The organism is Pseudodesulfovibrio sp. 7M6, from assembly GCF_050058625.1.
GTDB lineage: Bacteria > Desulfobacterota > Desulfovibrionia > Desulfovibrionales > Desulfovibrionaceae > Pseudodesulfovibrio > Pseudodesulfovibrio salinus.
This window is the reverse complement of sequence record NZ_CP188816.1, coordinates 3,887,458-3,905,818: the sequence shown is the minus strand read 5'-3', so window position 1 is coordinate 3,905,818 and position 18,361 is coordinate 3,887,458. Positions and strand designations below refer to the sequence as shown.

18 protein-coding genes are annotated in these 18,361 nt (G+C 62.0%); 8 read left to right on the top strand and 10 right to left on the bottom strand.

Annotation, left to right across the window (positions count from 1 at the left end):
• Positions 1 to 66 precede the first annotated feature (66 nt).
• From ACI0FG_RS18050 to ACI0FG_RS18040, 3 genes are all read left to right on the top strand, one after another.
• Positions 67 to 480, top strand: coding sequence for a GNAT family acetyltransferase (locus ACI0FG_RS18050; protein ID WP_419786406.1), 414 nt, complete (start codon positions 67 to 69; stop codon positions 478 to 480).
• A gap of 164 nt (positions 481 to 644) precedes the next feature.
• The gene (locus ACI0FG_RS18045) at positions 645 to 1,100 is read left to right on the top strand and encodes a bactofilin family protein (protein ID WP_419786405.1); all 456 of its coding nucleotides are present in this window, start codon (positions 645 to 647) and stop codon (positions 1,098 to 1,100) included.
• Between the two features lie 18 nt (positions 1,101 to 1,118).
• A complete protein-coding gene (locus ACI0FG_RS18040) occupies positions 1,119 to 1,277 on the top strand; it encodes a hypothetical protein (protein WP_419786404.1) in 159 nt (52 codons plus the stop codon).
• 596 nt (positions 1,278 to 1,873) lie between these two features.
• On the opposite strand, the gene ACI0FG_RS18035 is transcribed toward ACI0FG_RS18040, so the two are convergent.
• From ACI0FG_RS18035 to ACI0FG_RS17990, 10 genes are all read right to left on the bottom strand, one after another.
• Positions 1,874 to 3,217, bottom strand: coding sequence for a glutamine synthetase family protein (locus ACI0FG_RS18035; RefSeq protein WP_419786403.1), 1,344 nt, complete (start codon positions 3,215 to 3,217; stop codon positions 1,874 to 1,876).
• A 399-nt stretch (positions 3,218 to 3,616) separates the two neighbouring features.
• Entirely contained in the window at positions 3,617 to 4,039 is a 423-nt protein-coding gene (locus ACI0FG_RS18030; RefSeq protein ID WP_419786402.1) for a universal stress protein, read from the bottom strand.
• On the bottom strand, positions 4,036 to 4,677 hold the full coding sequence (locus ACI0FG_RS18025) for a sugar transferase (RefSeq protein ID WP_419786401.1): 642 nt from the start codon (positions 4,675 to 4,677) through the stop codon (positions 4,036 to 4,038). Before ACI0FG_RS18025 ends, ACI0FG_RS18030 begins: the two co-directional genes overlap by 4 nt.
• Positions 4,674 to 5,801, bottom strand: coding sequence for a glycosyltransferase family 4 protein (locus ACI0FG_RS18020; protein ID WP_419786400.1), 1,128 nt, complete (start codon positions 5,799 to 5,801; stop codon positions 4,674 to 4,676). Before ACI0FG_RS18020 ends, ACI0FG_RS18025 begins: the two co-directional genes overlap by 4 nt.
• Positions 5,802 to 6,006: 205 nt before the next feature.
• Entirely contained in the window at positions 6,007 to 7,002 is a 996-nt protein-coding gene (gene nuoH, locus ACI0FG_RS18015) for an NADH-quinone oxidoreductase subunit NuoH (protein ID WP_419786399.1), read from the bottom strand.
• On the bottom strand, positions 7,002 to 9,545 hold the full coding sequence (gene nuoG, locus ACI0FG_RS18010) for an NADH-quinone oxidoreductase subunit NuoG (protein ID WP_419786398.1): 2,544 nt from the start codon (positions 9,543 to 9,545) through the stop codon (positions 7,002 to 7,004). The genes nuoH and nuoG overlap by 1 nt, the downstream gene beginning before the upstream one ends.
• Positions 9,545 to 10,864, bottom strand: a complete 1,320-nt coding sequence (locus tag ACI0FG_RS18005; RefSeq protein ID WP_419786397.1) for a complex I 51 kDa subunit family protein — start codon at positions 10,862 to 10,864, stop codon at positions 9,545 to 9,547. The genes nuoG and ACI0FG_RS18005 overlap by 1 nt, the downstream gene beginning before the upstream one ends.
• 4 nt (positions 10,865 to 10,868) lie before the next feature.
• Positions 10,869 to 11,369 (bottom strand): NADH-quinone oxidoreductase subunit NuoE, encoded by a 501-nt coding sequence (gene nuoE / locus ACI0FG_RS18000; protein WP_419786396.1) that lies wholly within the window; start codon positions 11,367 to 11,369, stop codon positions 10,869 to 10,871.
• Positions 11,370 to 11,378: 9 nt separating this feature from the next.
• On the bottom strand, positions 11,379 to 13,826 hold the full coding sequence (locus ACI0FG_RS17995; protein WP_419786395.1) for an NADH-quinone oxidoreductase subunit B/C/D: 2,448 nt from the start codon (positions 13,824 to 13,826) through the stop codon (positions 11,379 to 11,381).
• Complete coding sequence (locus ACI0FG_RS17990) at positions 13,802 to 14,215, bottom strand: NADH-quinone oxidoreductase subunit A (protein WP_419786394.1); 414 nt, start codon at positions 14,213 to 14,215, stop codon at positions 13,802 to 13,804. The genes ACI0FG_RS17995 and ACI0FG_RS17990 overlap by 25 nt, the downstream gene beginning before the upstream one ends.
• A 327-nt stretch (positions 14,216 to 14,542) precedes the next feature.
• Here ACI0FG_RS17990 and ACI0FG_RS17985 point away from each other — a divergent pair, with 327 nt between their 5' ends.
• Genes ACI0FG_RS17985 through nuoK form a run of 5 tightly spaced genes read left to right on the top strand, consistent with a single transcriptional unit; the run spans position 14,543 to position 18,360 of the window.
• Positions 14,543 to 15,928, top strand: a complete 1,386-nt coding sequence (locus ACI0FG_RS17985) for a cytochrome ubiquinol oxidase subunit I (RefSeq protein WP_419786393.1) — start codon at positions 14,543 to 14,545, stop codon at positions 15,926 to 15,928.
• Positions 15,925 to 16,887 carry a cytochrome d ubiquinol oxidase subunit II gene (locus ACI0FG_RS17980; RefSeq protein WP_419786392.1) on the top strand — a complete coding sequence of 321 codons (963 nt, stop codon included), beginning with the start codon at positions 15,925 to 15,927 and terminating at the stop codon, positions 16,885 to 16,887. Before ACI0FG_RS17985 ends, ACI0FG_RS17980 begins: the two co-directional genes overlap by 4 nt.
• 2 nt (positions 16,888 to 16,889) lie before the next feature.
• Positions 16,890 to 17,450: an NADH-quinone oxidoreductase subunit NuoI gene (nuoI, locus tag ACI0FG_RS17975; RefSeq protein WP_419786390.1), complete on the top strand. Its 561-nt coding sequence runs from the start codon at positions 16,890 to 16,892 to the stop codon at positions 17,448 to 17,450.
• Positions 17,447 to 18,058, top strand: coding sequence for an NADH-quinone oxidoreductase subunit J family protein (locus tag ACI0FG_RS17970; protein WP_419786389.1), 612 nt, complete (start codon positions 17,447 to 17,449; stop codon positions 18,056 to 18,058). Before nuoI ends, ACI0FG_RS17970 begins: the two co-directional genes overlap by 4 nt.
• Positions 18,055 to 18,360, top strand: coding sequence for an NADH-quinone oxidoreductase subunit NuoK (nuoK, locus tag ACI0FG_RS17965; RefSeq protein WP_419786388.1), 306 nt, complete (start codon positions 18,055 to 18,057; stop codon positions 18,358 to 18,360). Before ACI0FG_RS17970 ends, nuoK begins: the two co-directional genes overlap by 4 nt.
• Position 18,361 lies beyond the last annotated feature (1 nt).

Here is an 18,361-nt window from a genome sequence, read left to right as displayed (position 1 = left end):
GGACGCGACCTCCAGACGTCAAGCGTCCTCTTTACAACCCAGGCCGGGCGGGTGCAAAATCAGGCCATGGAAATACTCACCTACGACGACGCGAAACACCGGGAAGCGGTCATCGCGCTCTGGAAAACGGTTTTCGGCTACACCTCGGCGCACAATGATCCCGGCCGGTCCATTGATCGCAAGCTCAGCTGCGACGACCTGTTCTTTGTAGCCATAGTGGAAGGGGCCGTGGCCGGCACGGTCATGGCCGGATATGACGGGCATCGCGGCTGGATATATACGCTGGCGGTGCGCTCGGACTTTCGCCGAAACGGCATCGGTACCGCCCTACTCCGCCATACCGAAAACCGCCTGCAAAAACTCGGCTGCGACAAGATCAACCTGCAGGTCGTGGGCGGCAACGACGTGGCCCTCGAATTCTATGAAGCCAACGATTATCTGGTGGAGGACCGCGTCAGTATGGGTAAACGCGCGCAATAGACCAACCGGCCTCCCGCACCGACATTCATTCCCGGGAGTGAAAAAAATGTAGCGTTAGTTGTGGCTCAAGGGTATAGGGAAGACCTGCTTGCTCCGATATGGCTGCTGCCGGGAGACGGATTTTCCGCCACCCTCTTACCTATTGCGAGGCGCTAACTATGGGTATGTTCAGCAAAAAAGAAAACAATGATTCCGAATTGAACGCCTTCCTGGGCGTTGGAACCGAATACAAGGGCAAGCTCGATTTTGTCGGTACAGTCCGTATTGATGGCCGTTTCGAGGGAGAAATCTCCACCGAGGGCGACCTGATCCTTGGCCGCCAGGCCATTGTAACCGGCACCATTCAAGTGGGACGCCTAACGTCCTGTGGCCGCATTGAAGGCGACGTGACGGTCAAGGAACGGACCGTGCTGGAGAAAACGTCGGTATTGAAGGGCAGTTTGTCCACTCCTGTTCTGGCTATGGAGCAAGGCGCCGTGCTTGATGGCGGCATTACCATGGCCCAGGGGGCAGAAATTGCCCGGCTCAAGGTTCTCTCGGCCGATTTCAGCGGCCGGGGCCAAAAGGATGAGAATACGCCACTTCAAGTGGCCAAGACCGGATCCGAGGATTCGCTATAATCAGCAAGAGGTAACGTCATGTACGAACTGGTAATCGAACATCGCGGCGTGAAGACGCCTGTATTTACGCATGAAGACCCCCGGGTGGTGGAACTGATGCGCCAGCGCCATGCGCGCTCGCTCACGCCGGGCGAGGCAACCATCCACGAGATTTCTGAGAAGAAGGAAACCAAGTAATTTTGCGCCGGGGTATCCGGCACCCCAGTGAAAAAGGCCGCTCTCGCGGCCTTTTTCGGTTTGGGGTCCATGGTGAGGAGGTTGTGGTTTGAAACTGCTGTTTCAAGGAAGGTATGGTATATGCGCAAAGGCGGCCCTACCGGAATCTCCTGCGGCGCACGGGCTGGGGGGAACCCGTTTTAACCGCTACCGGACAGGGTGCCTTGGAGCCTTTTCTATCCTCCCCTCTCCGGACGCCCTGGTCGGCGTCCGGATTGGTGAGGAGGGACCGTCGTAACAACACGACAGTCAGGATGATGAGAGTGATGGTCACTGCATCGTGCATGTTTTCCCTTTAAGCACAAGGCGTGCCATTCATAATTATTCTTTTAAATCAGTATGTTATGTAAAACAATGTTCCCCGCTATTGTGCAATATGTGCAAACATGCACACAATATATTGCACATTTATTGCACATCTCATACTTTCTCCATCCCAAATCAAGCAGCTAAAGCCGCAACGCATGACCCCTTGCCCCCCCAAAAGACACGACAAAGGGCGGACGCCAAGCAGCGCCCGCCCTTTTCTATTGCAGGGATAATGCAGTGGTGCCGAATTAGAGAACCGGCAGATACCTGTCCAGTTCGTACTCGGTGACCTGGGTGCGATAGTCGTCCCATTCAGCCATTTTGTTTTCCACCAGCGCGGTGTGCAGGTGCTCACCAAGAACATCACGCATGAAACGGGACTTTTGCAGGTTGAGAGTCGCCTCGTAGAGCGATCCCGGCAGAGCGTGAATCTTGTTGCGCTTCAGGGTCCGGTTGTCCATGGCGAAGATGTCGTCCTCGACCGGATCGGCCAGCGTGTAGTTCTCCTCCATGCCCTTGAGGCCTGCGGCCAACTGTACGGCGAAGGCGAGGTACGGATTGGCAGCCGGGTCCGGGCAGCGCAGCTCCATGCGGGTGGCGGACTCCTTGCCCGGCTTGTACATGGGCACGCGGACCAGGGCGGAACGGTTGCGCCGCGCCCAGGCGATGTAGACCGGGGCTTCATAGCCGGGCACCAGACGTTTGTAGGAGTTGACCCACTGGTTGGTCACAGCCACAAACTCCGGCGCATGGCGCAGAATGCCGGCGATGTAGGACTTGCCTTCGGCCGAGAGATGATACTCGTCGGAAGCATCGTAAAACATGTTGCGTCCGTTCTTGAACAGGGACTGGTGGACGTGCATTCCGGAGCCGTTTTCGCCGAAGACCGGCTTGGGCATGAAGGTGGCGTAGCAGCCGTGCTTGCGCGCGGTCTCCTTGACCACCACCCGGTAGGTCATGGCCGTGTCGGCCATCTGCATCCCTTCCAGATAGCGCAGGTCGATCTCGTGCTGGGACGGCGCGACCTCGTGGTGGGAGTACTCCACCTGGATGCCCATGGCCGAGAGGGCGAAGATGATGTCGCGGCGGATGTTGTTGCCCAAATCCAGCGGCGGGGCGTCGAAATAGCCGCCCGCATCAAGGAGTTCGGTGTCCTGGTCGTCGGCAAAGAGGAAGAACTCCAGCTCCGGGCCGACATAGAAGGTAAAGCCCTTCTCCGCAGCCTGCTCAAGAACCTTTTTCAACACATAGCGGGAATCCGCTTCAAACGGCGTTCCGTCCGGGCTGACAACATCGCAGAACATGCGCGCCACCGGGCGGTCCGTGGGGCGCCAGGAGCAAATCTGAAAGGTGGTCGGGTCAGGCATGGCAACCATGTCGGACTCGTCGATACGGCAGAATCCAAGGATGGAAGAGCCGTCAAAGCCCATACCTTCCTCAAAGGAGGCTTCCAGCTCATTCGGGGTAATCTGGAAACTCTTCAAGGTGCCCAGGATGTCCACAAACCAATACTGGATGAAGCTGACGTTGTAGTCCTTGACCGCCTTCATCACGTCATCGGCGTTTTGACAATTGAAAACAGGGATGCTCATAGAATTCCTCCGTGTTGGATGTGGGAGCACAAGGCCCTCGGCGCCCGGAGGCGGCCGTGGCCGAAACAGGCTGGTTATCGCCTTTTACATTCATTGTTCTGCCAACGTGGTACCCGCTTTGGCACTACGTAATCAACAGAAATGTCCGTTTTTCTGTGACGGAAACGGAAAACTATGCCGAAAAGAAGAGAGAAAGAGGTGAGGAAGCCGCCTGCGGCGGGTTTGTCGGATGATTTCGCCTCCGGCGGGCAGGGGCTCGCACCCCTGCACCCCATATATGGGTTGGAACACGTTTCCAATAATCTACTTCGCCTCCAGGCATCCCCTCCCCCGCGCAGAGCGCAACCAAAAAGTTTTGGAGAGGAGATAGGATAGGGGGTCCGGGGGCACTCCTCTCCCCTACTTCACCACCATCACCGGGAGCGCAGTGGTGTGCAACACCTTGTGGGTTGCGGAGCCGAGGATGAGACCTTCCAGGTCGGACTTGCCCTTGGAGCCCATGACGATGAGTTCGCACTTTTCGTGCTGGGCGACCTCGGCGATGGTTTCGCCCACATCGCCGCCCACCACCAGATCGATGAAGTCCACACCGGCGGCCTGGAGACGGCCCCGATAATGCTCCATCACGGCCTCGGCCTCGTTGGTGAGATGGGTCAGCAAATCATCGGCGTTGGGCTGCCCCAGGCCGGTGGGCACGGTCCTGCGCACATGGAGCAGGACCACTGTGGCGTTGTCGTCCTGGGCAATGGAAATGGCCATGTCCGTGGCCGCATCCGAGGGCCGGGAACCATCCACAGGGAGCAGGATGCGTGAAACATTCATGCGGTTCCTCCTTTTTCGCCGCTTGGGGCGTTGTCGTTTTCGGGCCGGACTTCAGAGCCCATGAATTCTTCAGTAGTGGCGTGCCCGGGCTGGCAGACGCCCTCGCGCCGAAGCACCGAAGCCACGGTCAGCCAAAGTATTTTCAAATCCAGCATAACAGAGGCGTGGTCCACATACCAGACATCAAGTTCGAACTTGTCTTCCCAGGCAATAGCGTTGCGGCCGTGCACCTGCGCCCAGCCGGTGATGCCGGGCCGAACCTCATGGCGGCGCGCCTGCCGCGGCGTGTAGCGATCCAAATACTGCATGAGCAGCGGGCGTGGCCCAACCAACGACATCTCGCCTTTCAGCACGTTCCACAGCTCCGGCAGTTCATCCAGCGAGGAGGAACGCAGAAAGCAGCCGAACCGGGTCAGCCGCTCGGCGTCCGGCAGCGGACGTCCATCCGGGCCGTTGGCATCGCGCATGGAGCGGAACTTGATGATGTCGAAGGGGCGGCCGTACCGTCCGGGGCGGGTCTGGCGAAAGAGGACCGGGCTGCCCAGATTGATCCGCACCAACAGGGCCACCAGCAGAATGATGGGCCAGAACAGCAGCAGGGCCGGTACGGTCAGACACAGGTCGAAAATTCGCTTCATATCAATTCCATGAAGGCCAGCATGGCGTCGTTGACCTTGTCCACGTCAAATTTTTCCTCGGCCAGTGCGCGACTGGCTTCGCCCATGCGTCGGGCCAGTTCCGGTTCCACAATGAGCCGCTCCATGGCCGTTGTCAGTTCGTCCACATCCTTGGGCTGAACCAGGAACCCGTTTTCGCCCGGAATCACGGTCTCACGGCAGCCGGGCGCGTCGGTGGTGACCACGGCCCGCCCCATGGCCAGCGCCTCCAGAATGGAACGGGGAACGCCCTCGCGGTAGAAGCTGGGCAGTACATAGGCGGACGCTCCGGCAATGAAGGGGCGCACGTCTTCCACGGCGTCGAGAATCTCCAGCGCGCCCTCGGCCTTCCAGGCGGCAATTTCCTGTGCGGTCACGGCGTCGCCGCCCTCCTCATGGGGACCTACCAGCCGAAACACCGCTTCGGGATATTTCTCCTTGAGCCGGGCAGCTGCCTGGGCAAACTGGGCCACCCCCTTGGAGCGCACCAGCCGGGCCAGGCAGAGGAAGACGGGCGAGGTCGGCAACGGGGCCGGGGCGAACCAGTTCAGGTCCACGCCCGAGCCGGGGACGACAGTGGCCTTTGTCTGCTCTTCAAGGACGCCGAGTTGCTCGAAAAAGGCGCGGTCGTCCGGGTTCTGGAAGATGACGCCGTCGCAGGACTTGAGCCCGGCCCGATACATGCCCTTGGCCAGGGAAAAGAGGAGGCGGCGTTTCAGTCCTTTGTCGCGGGTGAAGGCATAGCCCAGCCCGGCGATGAGGCCGTACACCCGTTTTTTTTGCCCCACCCAGGCCATGCGCGCCGCCAGGGAGCCATAGACCACGGGCTTGAATCCATAGGAAAGGATCAGGTCCGGCCGGATGCGGAACAGGGCCTGCTTGAGATGGAGCAGCGTGCCGAGGTCGGCCAGCGGGTTCATGCCCCGCCGGGCCAGTGGATACATGGAATAGTCCACGCCCATGGCCTCCAGTTGCGGCGAGACATCCGGTATGTGGGCCGGAGCCAGGGCGTGCACCTCATGGCCAAGCCCGACCAACCGCGCCAGCAACGGACCGCGAAAATTGAGAAGAGAGGGGGCAAAACCGCCGATGACCGCTATTTTCATGCAATACGCCGGGTTGAGGTGCAAGGATTGTCCACTTGTAGCAGAAGGGACCATGATTGCAAAGAATCGCCATGGAGGGGGGATGGCATACGAAACAAGCCCCAAAGAGTAACTCCCGAGGCTTGCCTATTATCAATTTTTCCCAATTCCGGGACGGAGAGCGAAGCATCGCGCCCCGCGAGAGGACGTCAAATCAGGTTTGCCATCAACCGAGAAAGGCCAAAACGGCACCGGTGACGACCACGTTGACCAGGGCCAGGGGCATGAGGACCTTCCAGCAGAAGTGCATCAACTGGTCGTAGCGGAGCCGGGGCAGGGTGCCGCGTGTCCACACGAGCAGGAAGGGAACGATGGCGATCTTGAGCAGGAGCCAGACCGGGCCGGGCAGCCAAGGGCCGCGCCAGCCGCCCAAAAAGAAGACGGCCATGAGCGCGCCGAGCAGGATCATGTTGATATACTCGCCCAGAAAGAACAGGGCGAACCGCATACCGCTGTATTCGGTATGGAACCCGGCCTGAAGCTCGTTCTCGCCCTCGGGGATGTCAAAGGGGATGCGCTTGGATTCGGCCAGCCCGCAGATGAAGAAGATCAGAGCCGCCACGGGCTGGACGAGAATGAACGGATAGTCGGCCTGGGCATCGACGATTCGGGTCAGGCTCAGGGAACCGGACAACATGAATATGGGCACCAGGGAGAGGGAGAGGGGCAGCTCATAGCTGATCATCTGGGCCACGCCGCGCACGGCGCCGATCAGCGAAAACTTGTTGTTGGACGCCCAGCCGCCAAGGGCCACGCTGTACACCCCGATGGATGAAAGGGCCAGGAAGACCAGCACGCCGATGTCCATATCGCCGATGACCAGCGGAACCGTATGCCCGAAAAGATGGATATCGCCGCCAAAGGGAACCAGGGCAAAGACCATCAGGGTGGTGAAGGTCAGGATGCCGGGCGCGATCAAAAACAGTATCCGGTCCGCGCCGTCCGGGATCAAATCCTCTTTCAGGAGCAGTTTGACGCCGTCCGCCAGGAGTTGCAGCGAGCCATAGGGGCCGACCCGGTTGGGACCGTAACGCAGCTGCATCCGGCCCAGGAGCTTGCGCTCGAAGAGCACCAGATACGCGGCGATGGTCAGGACCACCAGCAGGATAACCACGCACTTGATGACCAGCACGATCATGCCGAGGAGCAGGTCCATACCCATTACAACCTCCCGCCCTGACAACTGATGTCGGGATCGAAGTCCGCTGCGTCCGCCGCCTTCTGATCGGCCTGTTCCCGCCAGAGACGCCGGACATCCAGGGGCATGGCCAGCCCACCGGCCCGCTGCCAGCCCGACCGAGGCGTCCGGCCAAGGACCACGGTACGGCCACCCATCTCCCGGCTGCACCGGAGTGTTCCCCGCGCCGTGCCGTAAGTCAGAGGGACCAGGACCGTCTGTCCCTCTTCCAGCTCCAGCTCTTCGGCCAGATCGGTATGGATCCGGATTTCCGGTTCCGGCAGCAGCTGTTGCCCCAGTTCGCCAAAATTCGCCAAACGATCCGCGCCGAAGACACTGCCGGTAATCAGCAGTTCACCGCCGCCCGCATCCGTTGCCTGTTCCTGCGCCTGTAGCAGCGCATCCAGAGAGGGAAAAAGCGGACCCGGCGCTTCGGGCAGCACAGACACACCCAGTTCGGGCGTGGCCGTCGCCATGAGTGTTAGCAAAGCGCTTTGTGGCTCTCCCTGTTCCGGGAGGCCGGAGAGCAGCAACTGCGTCCACTTTCCGGTGTTCGGCACCTCGCCGCCGGGAAGCCCGGCTCCCGGTTCTCTCGGGGGATGGGAGCCGTTTCCCGCCTGGATCACCGGAACGCCTCCGGCAAAGACCGGGGCGGTCCGTTGCAGCGTTCCACCGTTATTGACCAGACAACCGCCGGTCTCGAAAATCGTGTTCTTGGGCAGGGCCACGTCCGCCCGATTCCAGGTTGCGGAAGGCGTGCAGTCCAGGCAGACCAACAGTTCCAGCCCATCGAGCGGGCCTGCCTGCGAGCTGACAGGGAGTTGCGTCAGCGGGTCCGCGCCCAGGCAGATCAGCCCTTTGACGGCATCCTCGCCCTCGGCGGCAAGCGCCTGATCCAGGCTGCGTCCCTCGCCTCGGTCCAGCAAGGCCGCGCCCAGGGAATTGGCTCGCGGCAGCAGGCAGAAAAGTCCAGGGGTTACGTCCTCGCCACCGGCCAGACCAAGCAGCCGGGCAAAACCGGCCACCAGCGACACCCAGCCGGGGAGCATGGCCTCGGGCGAACAGACCAGCACCGGGCGCTTTGCCTTGCGCAGGGCCTCGGCAATCCGGCCGAGAGGACCTTCCACAGCCGACAGGCCATCCCGTCCCTTGGCAGCGGCCTCGCGGAGTTCCGCGCGGAAGGATGCTGCCGCACCATCAAAGACCGCCGCCGGAAAGGCGCGATCCAGCAATGCATCAACGGCAGCGGGCAGCAGACGGCGCGAGAGCGGCACAAGGACGGTCTCGCAAAGCACATCCACAGGGCGGGGATCGACCACGCCGACCAACGCGCCGTTGCGGGCCGCCTGTCGGATGGCCAGCGCGGCCATGGGGGCCTCCTGCAACGGATCGGCTCCGAGCACCAGCACCAGATCGGCCTCGCGCACCTGCTTGAGCGAGCAGGCCACGTCATTGGCCAGGGCTGCGGCCGCGTCCAGGCTGCCCCGGCGCTCCGCCTCGGTAAGGAAATACGTGGGAGGATTCAGGCCGAATCCCTTGGCCAGTCGCTGCGCCGCCAGCATCTCCTCCAGGGTGCAGCGGGCCGAAACATGCACGGCCACACTCTGTGGGCCATGCTTGTCCATCAGTTGCCGAATCCGGTCGGCCGCCGCTTCCGCGCCCGTGTCCGGCGCTACGGGGCTGCCGTCCACCATGGCCTGTCTCGGCCTGTCCGGCATGGAGGCGTAGCCGAAGCCATAGCGGCCACGGTCACAGAGAAAATCACCGTTGATATCCTCGCTGAACCGGTTCTCCACGCGCAGGACTTCCCGGTAGCGAACGGCGGGCAGCGTGTTGCAGCCAAGGGAGCAATGGGCGCACACCGAGGGCTTGCGCTCCAGATCCCAACGCCGGGCGCGATATCGGGCCGGTTTGTCGGTCAGGGTCCCGGTGGGGCATATCTCCGCCAGATTGCCGCTGAACGGGCTCTCCAGCCTGCCCTGCTCAAAGCGCTGGTAGGTAACCCGTCCCGCGATGCCGAAGGTGCCGTAATCCCGGCCCCCGGCATATTCCTGGTAAAAACGCACGCAACGGTAGCAGTGGATGCAGCGGTTCATCTCATGGGCGATCAGCGGGCCGAGATACTGATTCTCGTAAGTCCGCTTGGGGCCGCGATAGTTGCGCAACCCGTGCCCGCCGGAAACGGTCATGTCCTGCAACAGGCAATGACCGCCCTCGTCACAGATGGGGCAGTCGTGCGGATGGCTGAGCATGAGCCATTCGATGATCTGGGCGCGGAAGGCCACGGCATCCGGGTGATCGGTTTCGACCACCATGCCGTCCCGAACATCGACCATGCAACTCATGTCCAGGTCCTTCTTGTGGCCGTCCAGAAATTTCACCGCGCACATACGGCAGGCGCCCACCGCTCCCAGCGACTTGAGATAGCAGAACCGGGGGATCATGATGCCGAGCTGTTCGGCCGCGTCGATGACCTTGGTCCCGGCCGGGACCTCGACCCGCTGTCCGTCAATGGTCAGAACAGGCATTATTCATCCCCCTCTTCGCGGACCAGCGTGCGCCAGTCGCCCGGCTTGGCAACGTTCTTGAACGGGCAGCCCCTCCCGTCCAGGTGCTCGCGCAGTTCTTCCCGGAAATGGCGCAACAGCCCCTTGACCGGCGTGGCCGCGCCCGGTGCGAATCCGCAGTAGGCATGGGCCAGACCGTCGGCCACCCTGCCCAGCAGGTCGAGATCCTTTTCCCCGGCCTCACCCCGCTCAATGCGTTGCAGGATATGGCGCATGTAGGGAATGCCCTCGCGGCACGGCGTGCACCAGCCGCAGGATTCCCGGGCGAAATAGGACAGGATGTTGATGGTGGCCTGCACCAGACAGGTGTTGCGGTCAAAGACAATGATCGATCCCGTGCCCAGAGTCAGCCCCACCTTTTTCATGGAATCGAAATCCATGGCGGTGCCGAGGAGCTGCTCCGGCACAAAGCTGGTGGAGGTGCCGCCGGGCAGGCAGGTCTTGAATTCCGCCCCCGGCAACATGCCGCCCGCGGAATCGAAGATGATATCCCCGAGCCGGGTGCCGTTGGGCAGTTCGAAACAGCCGGGATTCACCACCTCGCCGCTGACGCAGTAGAGCTTGGTGCCGTCCCCGGTGGGCGAGGCGGCCAGGGACTTGAACCAGTCCACCCCGTTGCGGATGATGAACGGCGTGGAGGCCAGCGTCTCCACGTTGTTGACCACCGTGGGGCATCCCCACAGGCCCGCGTCGGTCATGTGGCTGTTCTTGTCCGGGTTGGGCCGCTTGCCCATGATGGCGTTGGCCTGGGCCGATCCCTCGCCGCAGATGTAGCGCCCCGCGCTACGGTGCACTTCTATATCAAAGGAAAAGTCGGTGCCCAGGATGTTCCTGCCCAGCAGCCCGGCCTCGCGGGCCACGGCCAGTTCCCGCTCCAGCAGATGGGCATCCGCATCGTAGGAGGGGCGGATGAAGAGGATGCCGAGATCGGCCTGAACCGCGTAGCCCGCCATGAGGATACCCTCGATGACGAGGTGCGGATCGGCGTTGACCAGAATCCGGTCCTTGAAGGTGCCGGGTTCCATCTCATCCGTATTGCACTGGATGTACCGGGGATGCGGCGCGTCCTTGTGTACGAAACTCCACTTGCGGCCCGCCGGGAACCCGGCTCCGCCCCGTCCGCGCAGGCCGGAATCCGAGACAATCTTGATGACCTCGTCCGGGGTCATGGTACGGACCGCCTTTTCCAGCGCCTCGTAGCCGCCGCCCGCCCGATATTCCTCGAAGCTGGCCGGTCGGCAATCCAGGCGGCGATTTTTCAAGAGAACCTGTTCGCTCATGGGCTTACCTGCAAATGCTCAGTTCGATGTTGTCGCTGTTCTCCCGCAAGTCGGCAATAATGCGGTCCACCTTTTCCGGGGTCAGGCGGCCATAGTGCTGCCCATTGATGAGCATGGCCGGGGCATTGTGGCAGTTGCCCAGGCACGCCGTGGGCAGGATGGTGAACAGCCCGTCCTCGGTGGTCTCCCCCAGTTTGATACCCAGCTTGGCGCAGAGATAGTCGAACAGCCCGTCCTCGTGATGCATCCAGCAAGCCACGCCGTCGCAGACGTGGATCACGAAGCGGCCCAGCGGCTCCCGATAAATGAAGTCGTAAAAGGTGGCCAGTTCTTCGAGTTCGACCAGGGTCTTGCCGGTCAGCCGGGCGGCATGGTGCATGGCTTCGTCGGAAAAATAGCCGTAGTGGCGCTGGAGGAGATAGATGATGTCGATGATCTTCTCCTCCACATGTTCGGCCTCTTTGACGATTTCCCGTATGGCGTCTTCCAGTTCCTTTGGCAGCATGATCTTCCCCTAACGGTCCAGATCGGGCGCAATGTAGTCCACCGAGCCCATGATGGCGATGAAGTCGGCCAGGGTGTGGCCCACGGCCATAAGCGGCAGCGCCTGCACCGAGGCGTAGCCCGGCGAACGCATATGCAGCCGGTAGGGCATGTTGCCCCCGTCGCTGACCACGTAGAAGCCCTGCTCGCCGCGAGGTGCCTCGGTGGCGGCATAGGCCTCGCCCGCAGGCACCTTGGGGCCGCGCGTGGCGTTGATGAAATGATGAATCAGGCTCTCGATGTCGTGCAGGGTGTCCTTCTTGTCCGGGATGCAGTAGCGGTAATCATCGGACTTGAACCGGCCCTCGGGCATCCATTGCAGGCACTGGGCAATGATCCGATTGCTCTGGAGCATCTCGTCGAACCGCACTTCGTAACGGGCCAGGCAGTCGCCGCCGTCCCGGGTGGGCACGTCGAACTCGTATTGCTCGTAGCCGGAATAGGGGGCGACCTTGCGCAGGTCCCGGGTGGAACCGCAGGCGCGGAGGTTGGCCCCGGAAATGCCGTGGTCGATGGCGTCTTCAAGCGACAGAGGGCCGATGCCCTTGATCCTGGCCCGGACAATGGGGTTGCCGGAGATCATCCGCTTGTACCCCTCGATGCGCTTGGGGAAAACCCGCACGAAATCGCCGACCAGTTTGTCCCATCCCTCGGGCAGGTCCATGGCCAGCCCGCCGATGCGCAGCCAGGCCGGATGCAGCCGGGCCCCGGTAATGGTCTCCATTATGTCCATGACCTGCTCACGCTCGCGGAAGGTATGGAACACCGGGGTAATCATGCCCAGGTCCTGCACCATGGTGCCGAGCCAGAGCAGATGATTGGAAATTCGGTAGAACTCGGCCAGCATGACCCGGACGCACTGGGCGCGATCCGGCACCTTGACCCCGCACAGCTTTTCCACTGCCAGAAGATAGGTCAGGTTGTTGGCCGCGCCGCTCAGGTAGTCCAGCCGGTCGGTATAGGGAATGAACTGATGCCAGGACTGGTGCTCGGCAATCTTCTCGGCCCCTCGGTGGTGGTAGCCGATGTCCGTGGTCATATCCACGATCTCCTCGCCGTACATCTCCAGGATGAAGCGCACGAGGCCGTGGGTGCTGTAGTGGTGGGGACCGATGTTGAGCACGAACTCCCGCTTGGTGGGCGAATCGGCGTGGACCTTGTTCAGCAGGATGGCGGCATCCTCGGGCTGGTGTTTGCGGGCGTCCTCGGCCAGATACGGGGCAATGTCCGTGGCGCGTTGCGGCTCCCCCTTGCGCAGGGGATGGCCGGGCCACTCCTCGGGCATTATCAGCCGCCGCAGGCCGGGATGGCCGCTGAACCGGATGCCGAACATGTCCCAGACCTCGCACTCGTACCAGTTGGCGCTGACCCAGACCGGCGTGGCGCTGGGCAGTTCCGGTGTTTCCCCGGTCACAGGGACATGCAAGCGGATATACTCCTGCGCACTGAGCGAGGTCAGGGTATAGACCACGGTGTAGTCGTGGGCAGGCCGGACCTTGCGCGCGGTCTCGTCCACGGCGGTCAGGTCCTCCAGCCGCTCGAATTTTATTGGTGCCTCGTTTTTCAGAAAATCCAGGACCTCCACCACATGCGAGGCGGGGATGGTCACGGTCGGCATGTCCACGGGCTTTTCCGCCCAGTCGGCAAGGTCGCCGAAGCGGGCGGCCAGGGCCTGGCGGAGCTGCTCGTGCCGAGGCGAAAATTCCAGGACCGGCGCGTGGGGAACCCACATGTCGTCGGAACGGGACCCGGCGAACTCCGGCGGGGTCACCGAGGTCCCCCGGATGGGGATTCCGGCCATGCCCGGTCCGCGCGTGTCGCGGTCCTTGGTGCGGCCCGGCACCAGAATGTCGTCGCGACCGCCAGCGTGGCCGCCCTGCATGTTCAGGACAGGGCGCAGGGGACGGTTATTGTCCCGGATCATTTCCTGCAAGGTAATCAGGCCGTGCATCAGGGCTTCGGGCCGAGGCGGGCAGCCGGTTACGTAGACGTCCACCGGGATGATCTGGTCCACGCCCTGAACCACGCTGTACACGTCGTACATGCCGCCGGTATTGGCGCAGGAGCCCATGGAGATGACCCACTTGGGCCGGGGCATCTGCTCGTAGATTCGTTTGACCATGGGCGCGGCCTTCTTGAAGACCGTGCCGGACACCACCAGGAGATCGGCCTGCCGGGGCGACCCGCGCAGGACCTCGGCCCCGAACCGGGCGATGTCGTAAAGGCCGGTAAAGACCGTGGCCTGCTCAACAAAGCAGCAGGAAAGTCCGAAGAACAGGGGCCAGAGGCTGTTCTTCTGGCACCAGTTCAAAACAATGTCGCCCAGGTTCGCCTTGTCCGGAACCAGCTGCGACGCATTCGCCTCACCATTGATGGCGGCCTGTACGGCCCGGTCTACGGCTTCCGATTGATGCCCCATTCGAGGCCTCCCTTGCGCCAGACCCAGCACAGGCCCAGCAGCAGTACGCCGATAAAAAAGGTCATCTGTCCCCAGCTGGCCCAGGTCAGCGTTTCAAATGATACTGCCCACGAGACCACATAGACGGCCTCGACATCGAAAAGCAGAAAAAATACGGCCACCAGCCAGAACGGAGCAGGATAGCTCAACCGGGCGGAACCGGTGGGCAAGACCCCGCACTCGTAAGGACGTCCCTTTTCCCCTTCCATCTTCCGCCGGGTGATGAACGAGGAAAGCCCGAGCAAGGTAGCCACGAGACCGGCCGCGAGCACACCGAAGACGATCAGGGAAAAGGTGTTCGGCTCCCAGACATCGAAGGCCGTGGAAATATGTTCCGGTGTATACTGCATGAATGCGTTTCCTGTGTTACTCCTGTGTCGGAGACAGCTTACGTAACCGTTGGTTACATGTCCAAAGTGGGAATCGCTCTCATCTATTTACGTACATAGCACATTTTAGACAAGGAGATTGCAAAAAAAGGTGATAATCAATTAGAGAATACCATAAGATGAGAGTCATGGAATTTTATAATAACCTATTGCCACCGAACCTGATTTATTGAAAACTAGGAATCGGTGCCAAAAACACCGACGTCACGGCCGGGCCACGGAAGGCAGTATCGGCAAGGGGTTGGTCGACAAAAACACCGGGATCGCAACAGCGGGCGCACCAGAAATATGGAACATTTTTTCACGGACCATATATTTCTATCAAGGCTTCAGTTCGCCTTGACCACCATGTTTCACATCCTGTGGCCCGCCATGACCATCGGCCTCTCCCTGTATATTTTTCTGGCCGAGCTGATCTGGGTGCGCACGGGCAAAAAAGAGTGGTACCAACAGGCCCGGTTCTGGAACCGCTTTTTCCTGCTCATATTCGCCCTCGGCGTCATTTCCGGCATCCCCCTCGAATTCCAGTTCGGCACCAACTGGTCCGGTTTCTCCGTTGCCACCGGCGGATTCCTGGGCCAGATCCTTTCTGTCGAAGCCATGTCCGGGTTCCTGGTGGAGTCCATATTCCTCTATCTCATGGTGGCGGGCTGGAAACGGCTTTCGCCCCCCCTGCACCTTTTCGCCACCGGCATGGTCGCCTTCGGGGCCACCCTCTCCTCGTTCTGGATCATGGTCGCCAGCGCCTTCATGCAGACCCCGCGCGGCGGGCACATGGAGAACGGAATATTCGTTGTCACTGATCGGTTGCAGGCGATTTTCAGCCCGGATATCCTCTCCTCCTTCCCGCACATGTGGCTGGCCTGCCTGACCAGCACCGCCTTTATCCTGGCGGGTGTCAGCGCATGGCACCTGCTGCGCAGGCAGCATACGGATTTCTACCTGCGGATATTCAAGACCATGGCGGCGGCAGGGCTGCTGCTGGCCCTGCTCCAGGCCGGGACCGGCGACCTCTCCGGCCAGGGTGTGGCAAAATACCAGCCCGCGAAACTGGCCGCCACCGAGGCCTTCTGGGACACCAACGCAAAGGGAGAGGGCGCGGCCTGGTCCCTGTTCGCCTGGCCCGATCCCGAAAACGAACGCAATGTGGTCGAATTCCGCATTCCCTATGTCCTCAGCCTGCTGGCCACCCATGATCCCTTCGGCACGGTCGTCGGGCTCAAGGACATTCCCAAAGACGAACGCCCGCCCATCGTGCTCATTTTCTATTCGTTCCGGGTAATGGTCATCATCGGGACCCTGATGATCGTGGCCTGCCTGCTGGCCGGGCTGGCCTGGAGAAGGGGACGGCTCACGCCGGAACGCATCGCCTCCAACCGCAAGCTGCTCAAGTTTTTCATCTGGCTGGCCCCGCTCTCCATGGTCTCCATATGGGCCGGATGGATCATGCGCGAGGTCGGACGGCAGCCCTGGATTCTCTACGGAATGTTGCGCACCGAGGCCATGGCCTCGTCCCTGACGCCACGCGCCGTTGGTTTGTCCCTGCTTGTTTTTCTGGTGGCCGCCCTGCTCCTGCTCTGGCTATTCCTGGCGGTCAGCCGCCGGATTCTGCGCCAGGGGCCGGACAGCGTGCCTCCGCCGCCGCGATCCTGCGACATAAGGAGGCGGCCATGACGCTCGCGGACCTCTGGTATGCCCTGCTCGGATGCGCCCTGTTCCTCCATGTGGGACTGGCTGCCATCGATTTGGGCGTCTGCCTGATCTCCCTCTCGACGGACAGTAAGCGGGCCGAGTCCATGCTCGCGTCCATCGACTCGGTGTGGCACACCAGCCAGACCTGGCTCGTGATTCTGGGAGCCGTACTCTTCGGGGCCTTCCCCACGGTGTACGGAGCGGCCCTGTCATCGCGCTACGGACTGATCATCCTGCTCCTGCTCGCCCTCGGCATTCGCGGGCTGGGGCTGGAATACCGGCACCGGGCCAAGCAGCCGGTCCTGTGGATGCGCGTGGCCGGTTGGGGCGCACTGGCGGTCATGGCGGTGGAAGGCGTGCTGATAGGGTCGCTCTGCCTGGAAGGCGGTTCCCCGTCCTCCGGCTTCGGACTCATGGCCCTGGTCCAACCCCGATTTTTCCCGGCCATCCTCCTGCTCGTCTGCCTCGGCCTGCTCATGGGCAGCGCCTGGATGCTGGGCGACCCGAACCGCACGCAGGCGACGTCGCAGCTCAAAATTCTTTCCATCATCGGCGCACTGGGTTCCCTGCTGGCCGGGCTGCTCCTCTGCTCCCAGCTCATCGGGACGGCGGGGCCCGATTTCGTCCAGCCCCGCAAGTCGCTCATGGTGCTCGGCGTGGCCGGTCTTGCAGATCTCGCCCTGCTTTTCGCCAGCCTGCGCCGGGGCTGGGCTGGGTCCCCCCTGCCGTGGGGCCTTGTCCTGGCGGGGTTGATTCTCGGCACGGGCGGCGTATTGCTCTACGCCATGGTCGGCCATGGTTCACCCCTGCCCGCAGCCATGGACCTGACCTTCCTGACCGTGGCGGCCGGGATTCTGCTGCCCCCGCTGCTGGCCTTCCAGATATGGCAATACCGGCTGGAGCGAAGGCCTGTGGTCCCATCGGACGAGGAGGCTGAGTAATCATGTATTTCAAGCAATGGACCGATACACTCAAAGCGGTTGGGATGGGTACCAGGGGACTGTTCCAGGGGTACGCCGAGACGTTCAAGACGATCTTCACCCGGCCCATCACGGTACAGTACCCGGAAGAGAAGCGCACACCGCCGCCCCGCTCCCGGGGGCACATCATCCTGACCCGTTCCCCGGACGGCGACGAACGGTGCGTGGCCTGCTACCTCTGCTCCGCAGCCTGCCCTGTGAGCTGCATTTCCATGCAGGCCGCCACCCGCGAGGACGGGCGCCGGTACGCGTCCTGGTTCCGCATCAATTTCGCCCGCTGCATCTATTGCGGCCTGTGCGAGGAGGCCTGCCCCACCCTGGCCATCCAGCTCACCCCGGCCTACGAGTTCGCCGAGGACTCCATCCTCAAGCTGGTGGCCGAAAAAGAGGATCTGCTGGTGGATCACGGCGGCAAGGACAACGACTACGATTTCTACCGTCATGCCGGGGTGGAGGAAAAATTCCCCAGGGAAGAACATGAGAACGAGGAACCGCCGGTAAACTACAAGAGCAACCTGCCATGAGCCTGTACGCCGTTCTATTCTACATCCTGGCCGCACTGGTCCTGATCTGCACCCTGGTGGCCGTGACGCGCCGGGTGCTGGTCCACGCCGTGGTCTGGATGGTCGGCTCCCTCATCGGCACGGCCCTCATCTTCCTGCTGCTGGGCGCGCCCCTGCTGGCCGGGTTCGAGGTCATTATCTATGCCGGGGCCATCATGGTCCTGTTCCTGTTCGTCATCATGCTCATGGCCCAGGACCCCAACGATTCCTCGAAAGCGACCGGCATCGTGCTGCGCCGACTGCGCTCGCGCCTGTTCTGGCCCGCCATCTGGGGGTTGGTCGGCGTGGTGGCCTGCATGGCCCTGATCTCGTTCGATCCGTCCAACGGCGAACCGCTGGCCACAGGCCGGGTCTCGCCCAGGGCCCTCGGTGCCTGGGTATTCGGCAATGCCTGGCCTGCGGTGGAGGTGGTCTCCCTGCTGCTCTTCGCCGCCCTGGCCGGAGCGCGTTACCTCGGGTTCCCGCTGGTGCGTTCGGATCATCCCGACAGGATCGGCCGGAGCCTCGACACACTCCCGCCCTGCGACATCGACACCGCCAGTGCTAAAAAAGGGGAGGATGCGAAATGATCGTCCCCCTCGAACATATCCTGCTCTTTGCCTCGGCCCTGTTCTTCCTCGGTCTGGTCACCGTGGTGGCCCGGCGGAATCTGATCATGGTCCTGCTCGGCGTGGAGGTCATGCTCAACGCGGCGGGCGTGGTCTTCGTGGCCTCGGCCCTGCGCTGGTGGGACATCTCCGGCCAAGGCATGGTCCTATTCATCATGGGTGTGGCCGCAGCCGAGATCGCCATCGGCCTGACCCTGGTCTTCCGCGTCTGGCGGCGAAGCAGGAGTCTCAGCTCGGACTCGCTGAAACAACTTGAGGACTGAT

What these genes read in the sequence shown, in the direction of transcription:
- ACI0FG_RS18050 (WP_419786406.1), top strand. Translation starts at nt 67, where the DNA reads ATGGAAATACTCACCTACGACGACGCGAAACACCGGGAAGCGGTCATC.
- ACI0FG_RS18045 (WP_419786405.1), top strand. Translation starts at nt 645, where the DNA reads ATGTTCAGCAAAAAAGAAAACAATGATTCCGAATTGAACGCCTTCCTG.
- ACI0FG_RS18040 (WP_419786404.1), top strand. Translation starts at nt 1,119, where the DNA reads ATGTACGAACTGGTAATCGAACATCGCGGCGTGAAGACGCCTGTATTT.
- ACI0FG_RS18035 (WP_419786403.1), bottom strand. Translation starts at nt 3,217, where the DNA reads ATGAGCATCCCTGTTTTCAATTGTCAAAACGCCGATGACGTGATGAAG.
- ACI0FG_RS18030 (WP_419786402.1), bottom strand. Translation starts at nt 4,039, where the DNA reads ATGAATGTTTCACGCATCCTGCTCCCTGTGGATGGTTCCCGGCCCTCG.
- ACI0FG_RS18025 (WP_419786401.1), bottom strand. Translation starts at nt 4,677, where the DNA reads ATGAAGCGAATTTTCGACCTGTGTCTGACCGTACCGGCCCTGCTGCTG.
- ACI0FG_RS18020 (WP_419786400.1), bottom strand. Translation starts at nt 5,801, where the DNA reads ATGAAAATAGCGGTCATCGGCGGTTTTGCCCCCTCTCTTCTCAATTTT.
- nuoH (WP_419786399.1), bottom strand. Translation starts at nt 7,002, where the DNA reads ATGGGTATGGACCTGCTCCTCGGCATGATCGTGCTGGTCATCAAGTGC.
- nuoG (WP_419786398.1), bottom strand. Translation starts at nt 9,545, where the DNA reads ATGCCTGTTCTGACCATTGACGGACAGCGGGTCGAGGTCCCGGCCGGG.
- ACI0FG_RS18005 (WP_419786397.1), bottom strand. Translation starts at nt 10,864, where the DNA reads ATGAGCGAACAGGTTCTCTTGAAAAATCGCCGCCTGGATTGCCGACCG.
- nuoE (WP_419786396.1), bottom strand. Translation starts at nt 11,369, where the DNA reads ATGCTGCCAAAGGAACTGGAAGACGCCATACGGGAAATCGTCAAAGAG.
- ACI0FG_RS17995 (WP_419786395.1), bottom strand. Translation starts at nt 13,826, where the DNA reads ATGGGGCATCAATCGGAAGCCGTAGACCGGGCCGTACAGGCCGCCATC.
- ACI0FG_RS17990 (WP_419786394.1), bottom strand. Translation starts at nt 14,215, where the DNA reads ATGCAGTATACACCGGAACATATTTCCACGGCCTTCGATGTCTGGGAG.
- ACI0FG_RS17985 (WP_419786393.1), top strand. Translation starts at nt 14,543, where the DNA reads ATGGAACATTTTTTCACGGACCATATATTTCTATCAAGGCTTCAGTTC.
- ACI0FG_RS17980 (WP_419786392.1), top strand. Translation starts at nt 15,925, where the DNA reads ATGACGCTCGCGGACCTCTGGTATGCCCTGCTCGGATGCGCCCTGTTC.
- nuoI (WP_419786390.1), top strand. Translation starts at nt 16,890, where the DNA reads ATGTATTTCAAGCAATGGACCGATACACTCAAAGCGGTTGGGATGGGT.
- ACI0FG_RS17970 (WP_419786389.1), top strand. Translation starts at nt 17,447, where the DNA reads ATGAGCCTGTACGCCGTTCTATTCTACATCCTGGCCGCACTGGTCCTG.
- nuoK (WP_419786388.1), top strand. Translation starts at nt 18,055, where the DNA reads ATGATCGTCCCCCTCGAACATATCCTGCTCTTTGCCTCGGCCCTGTTC.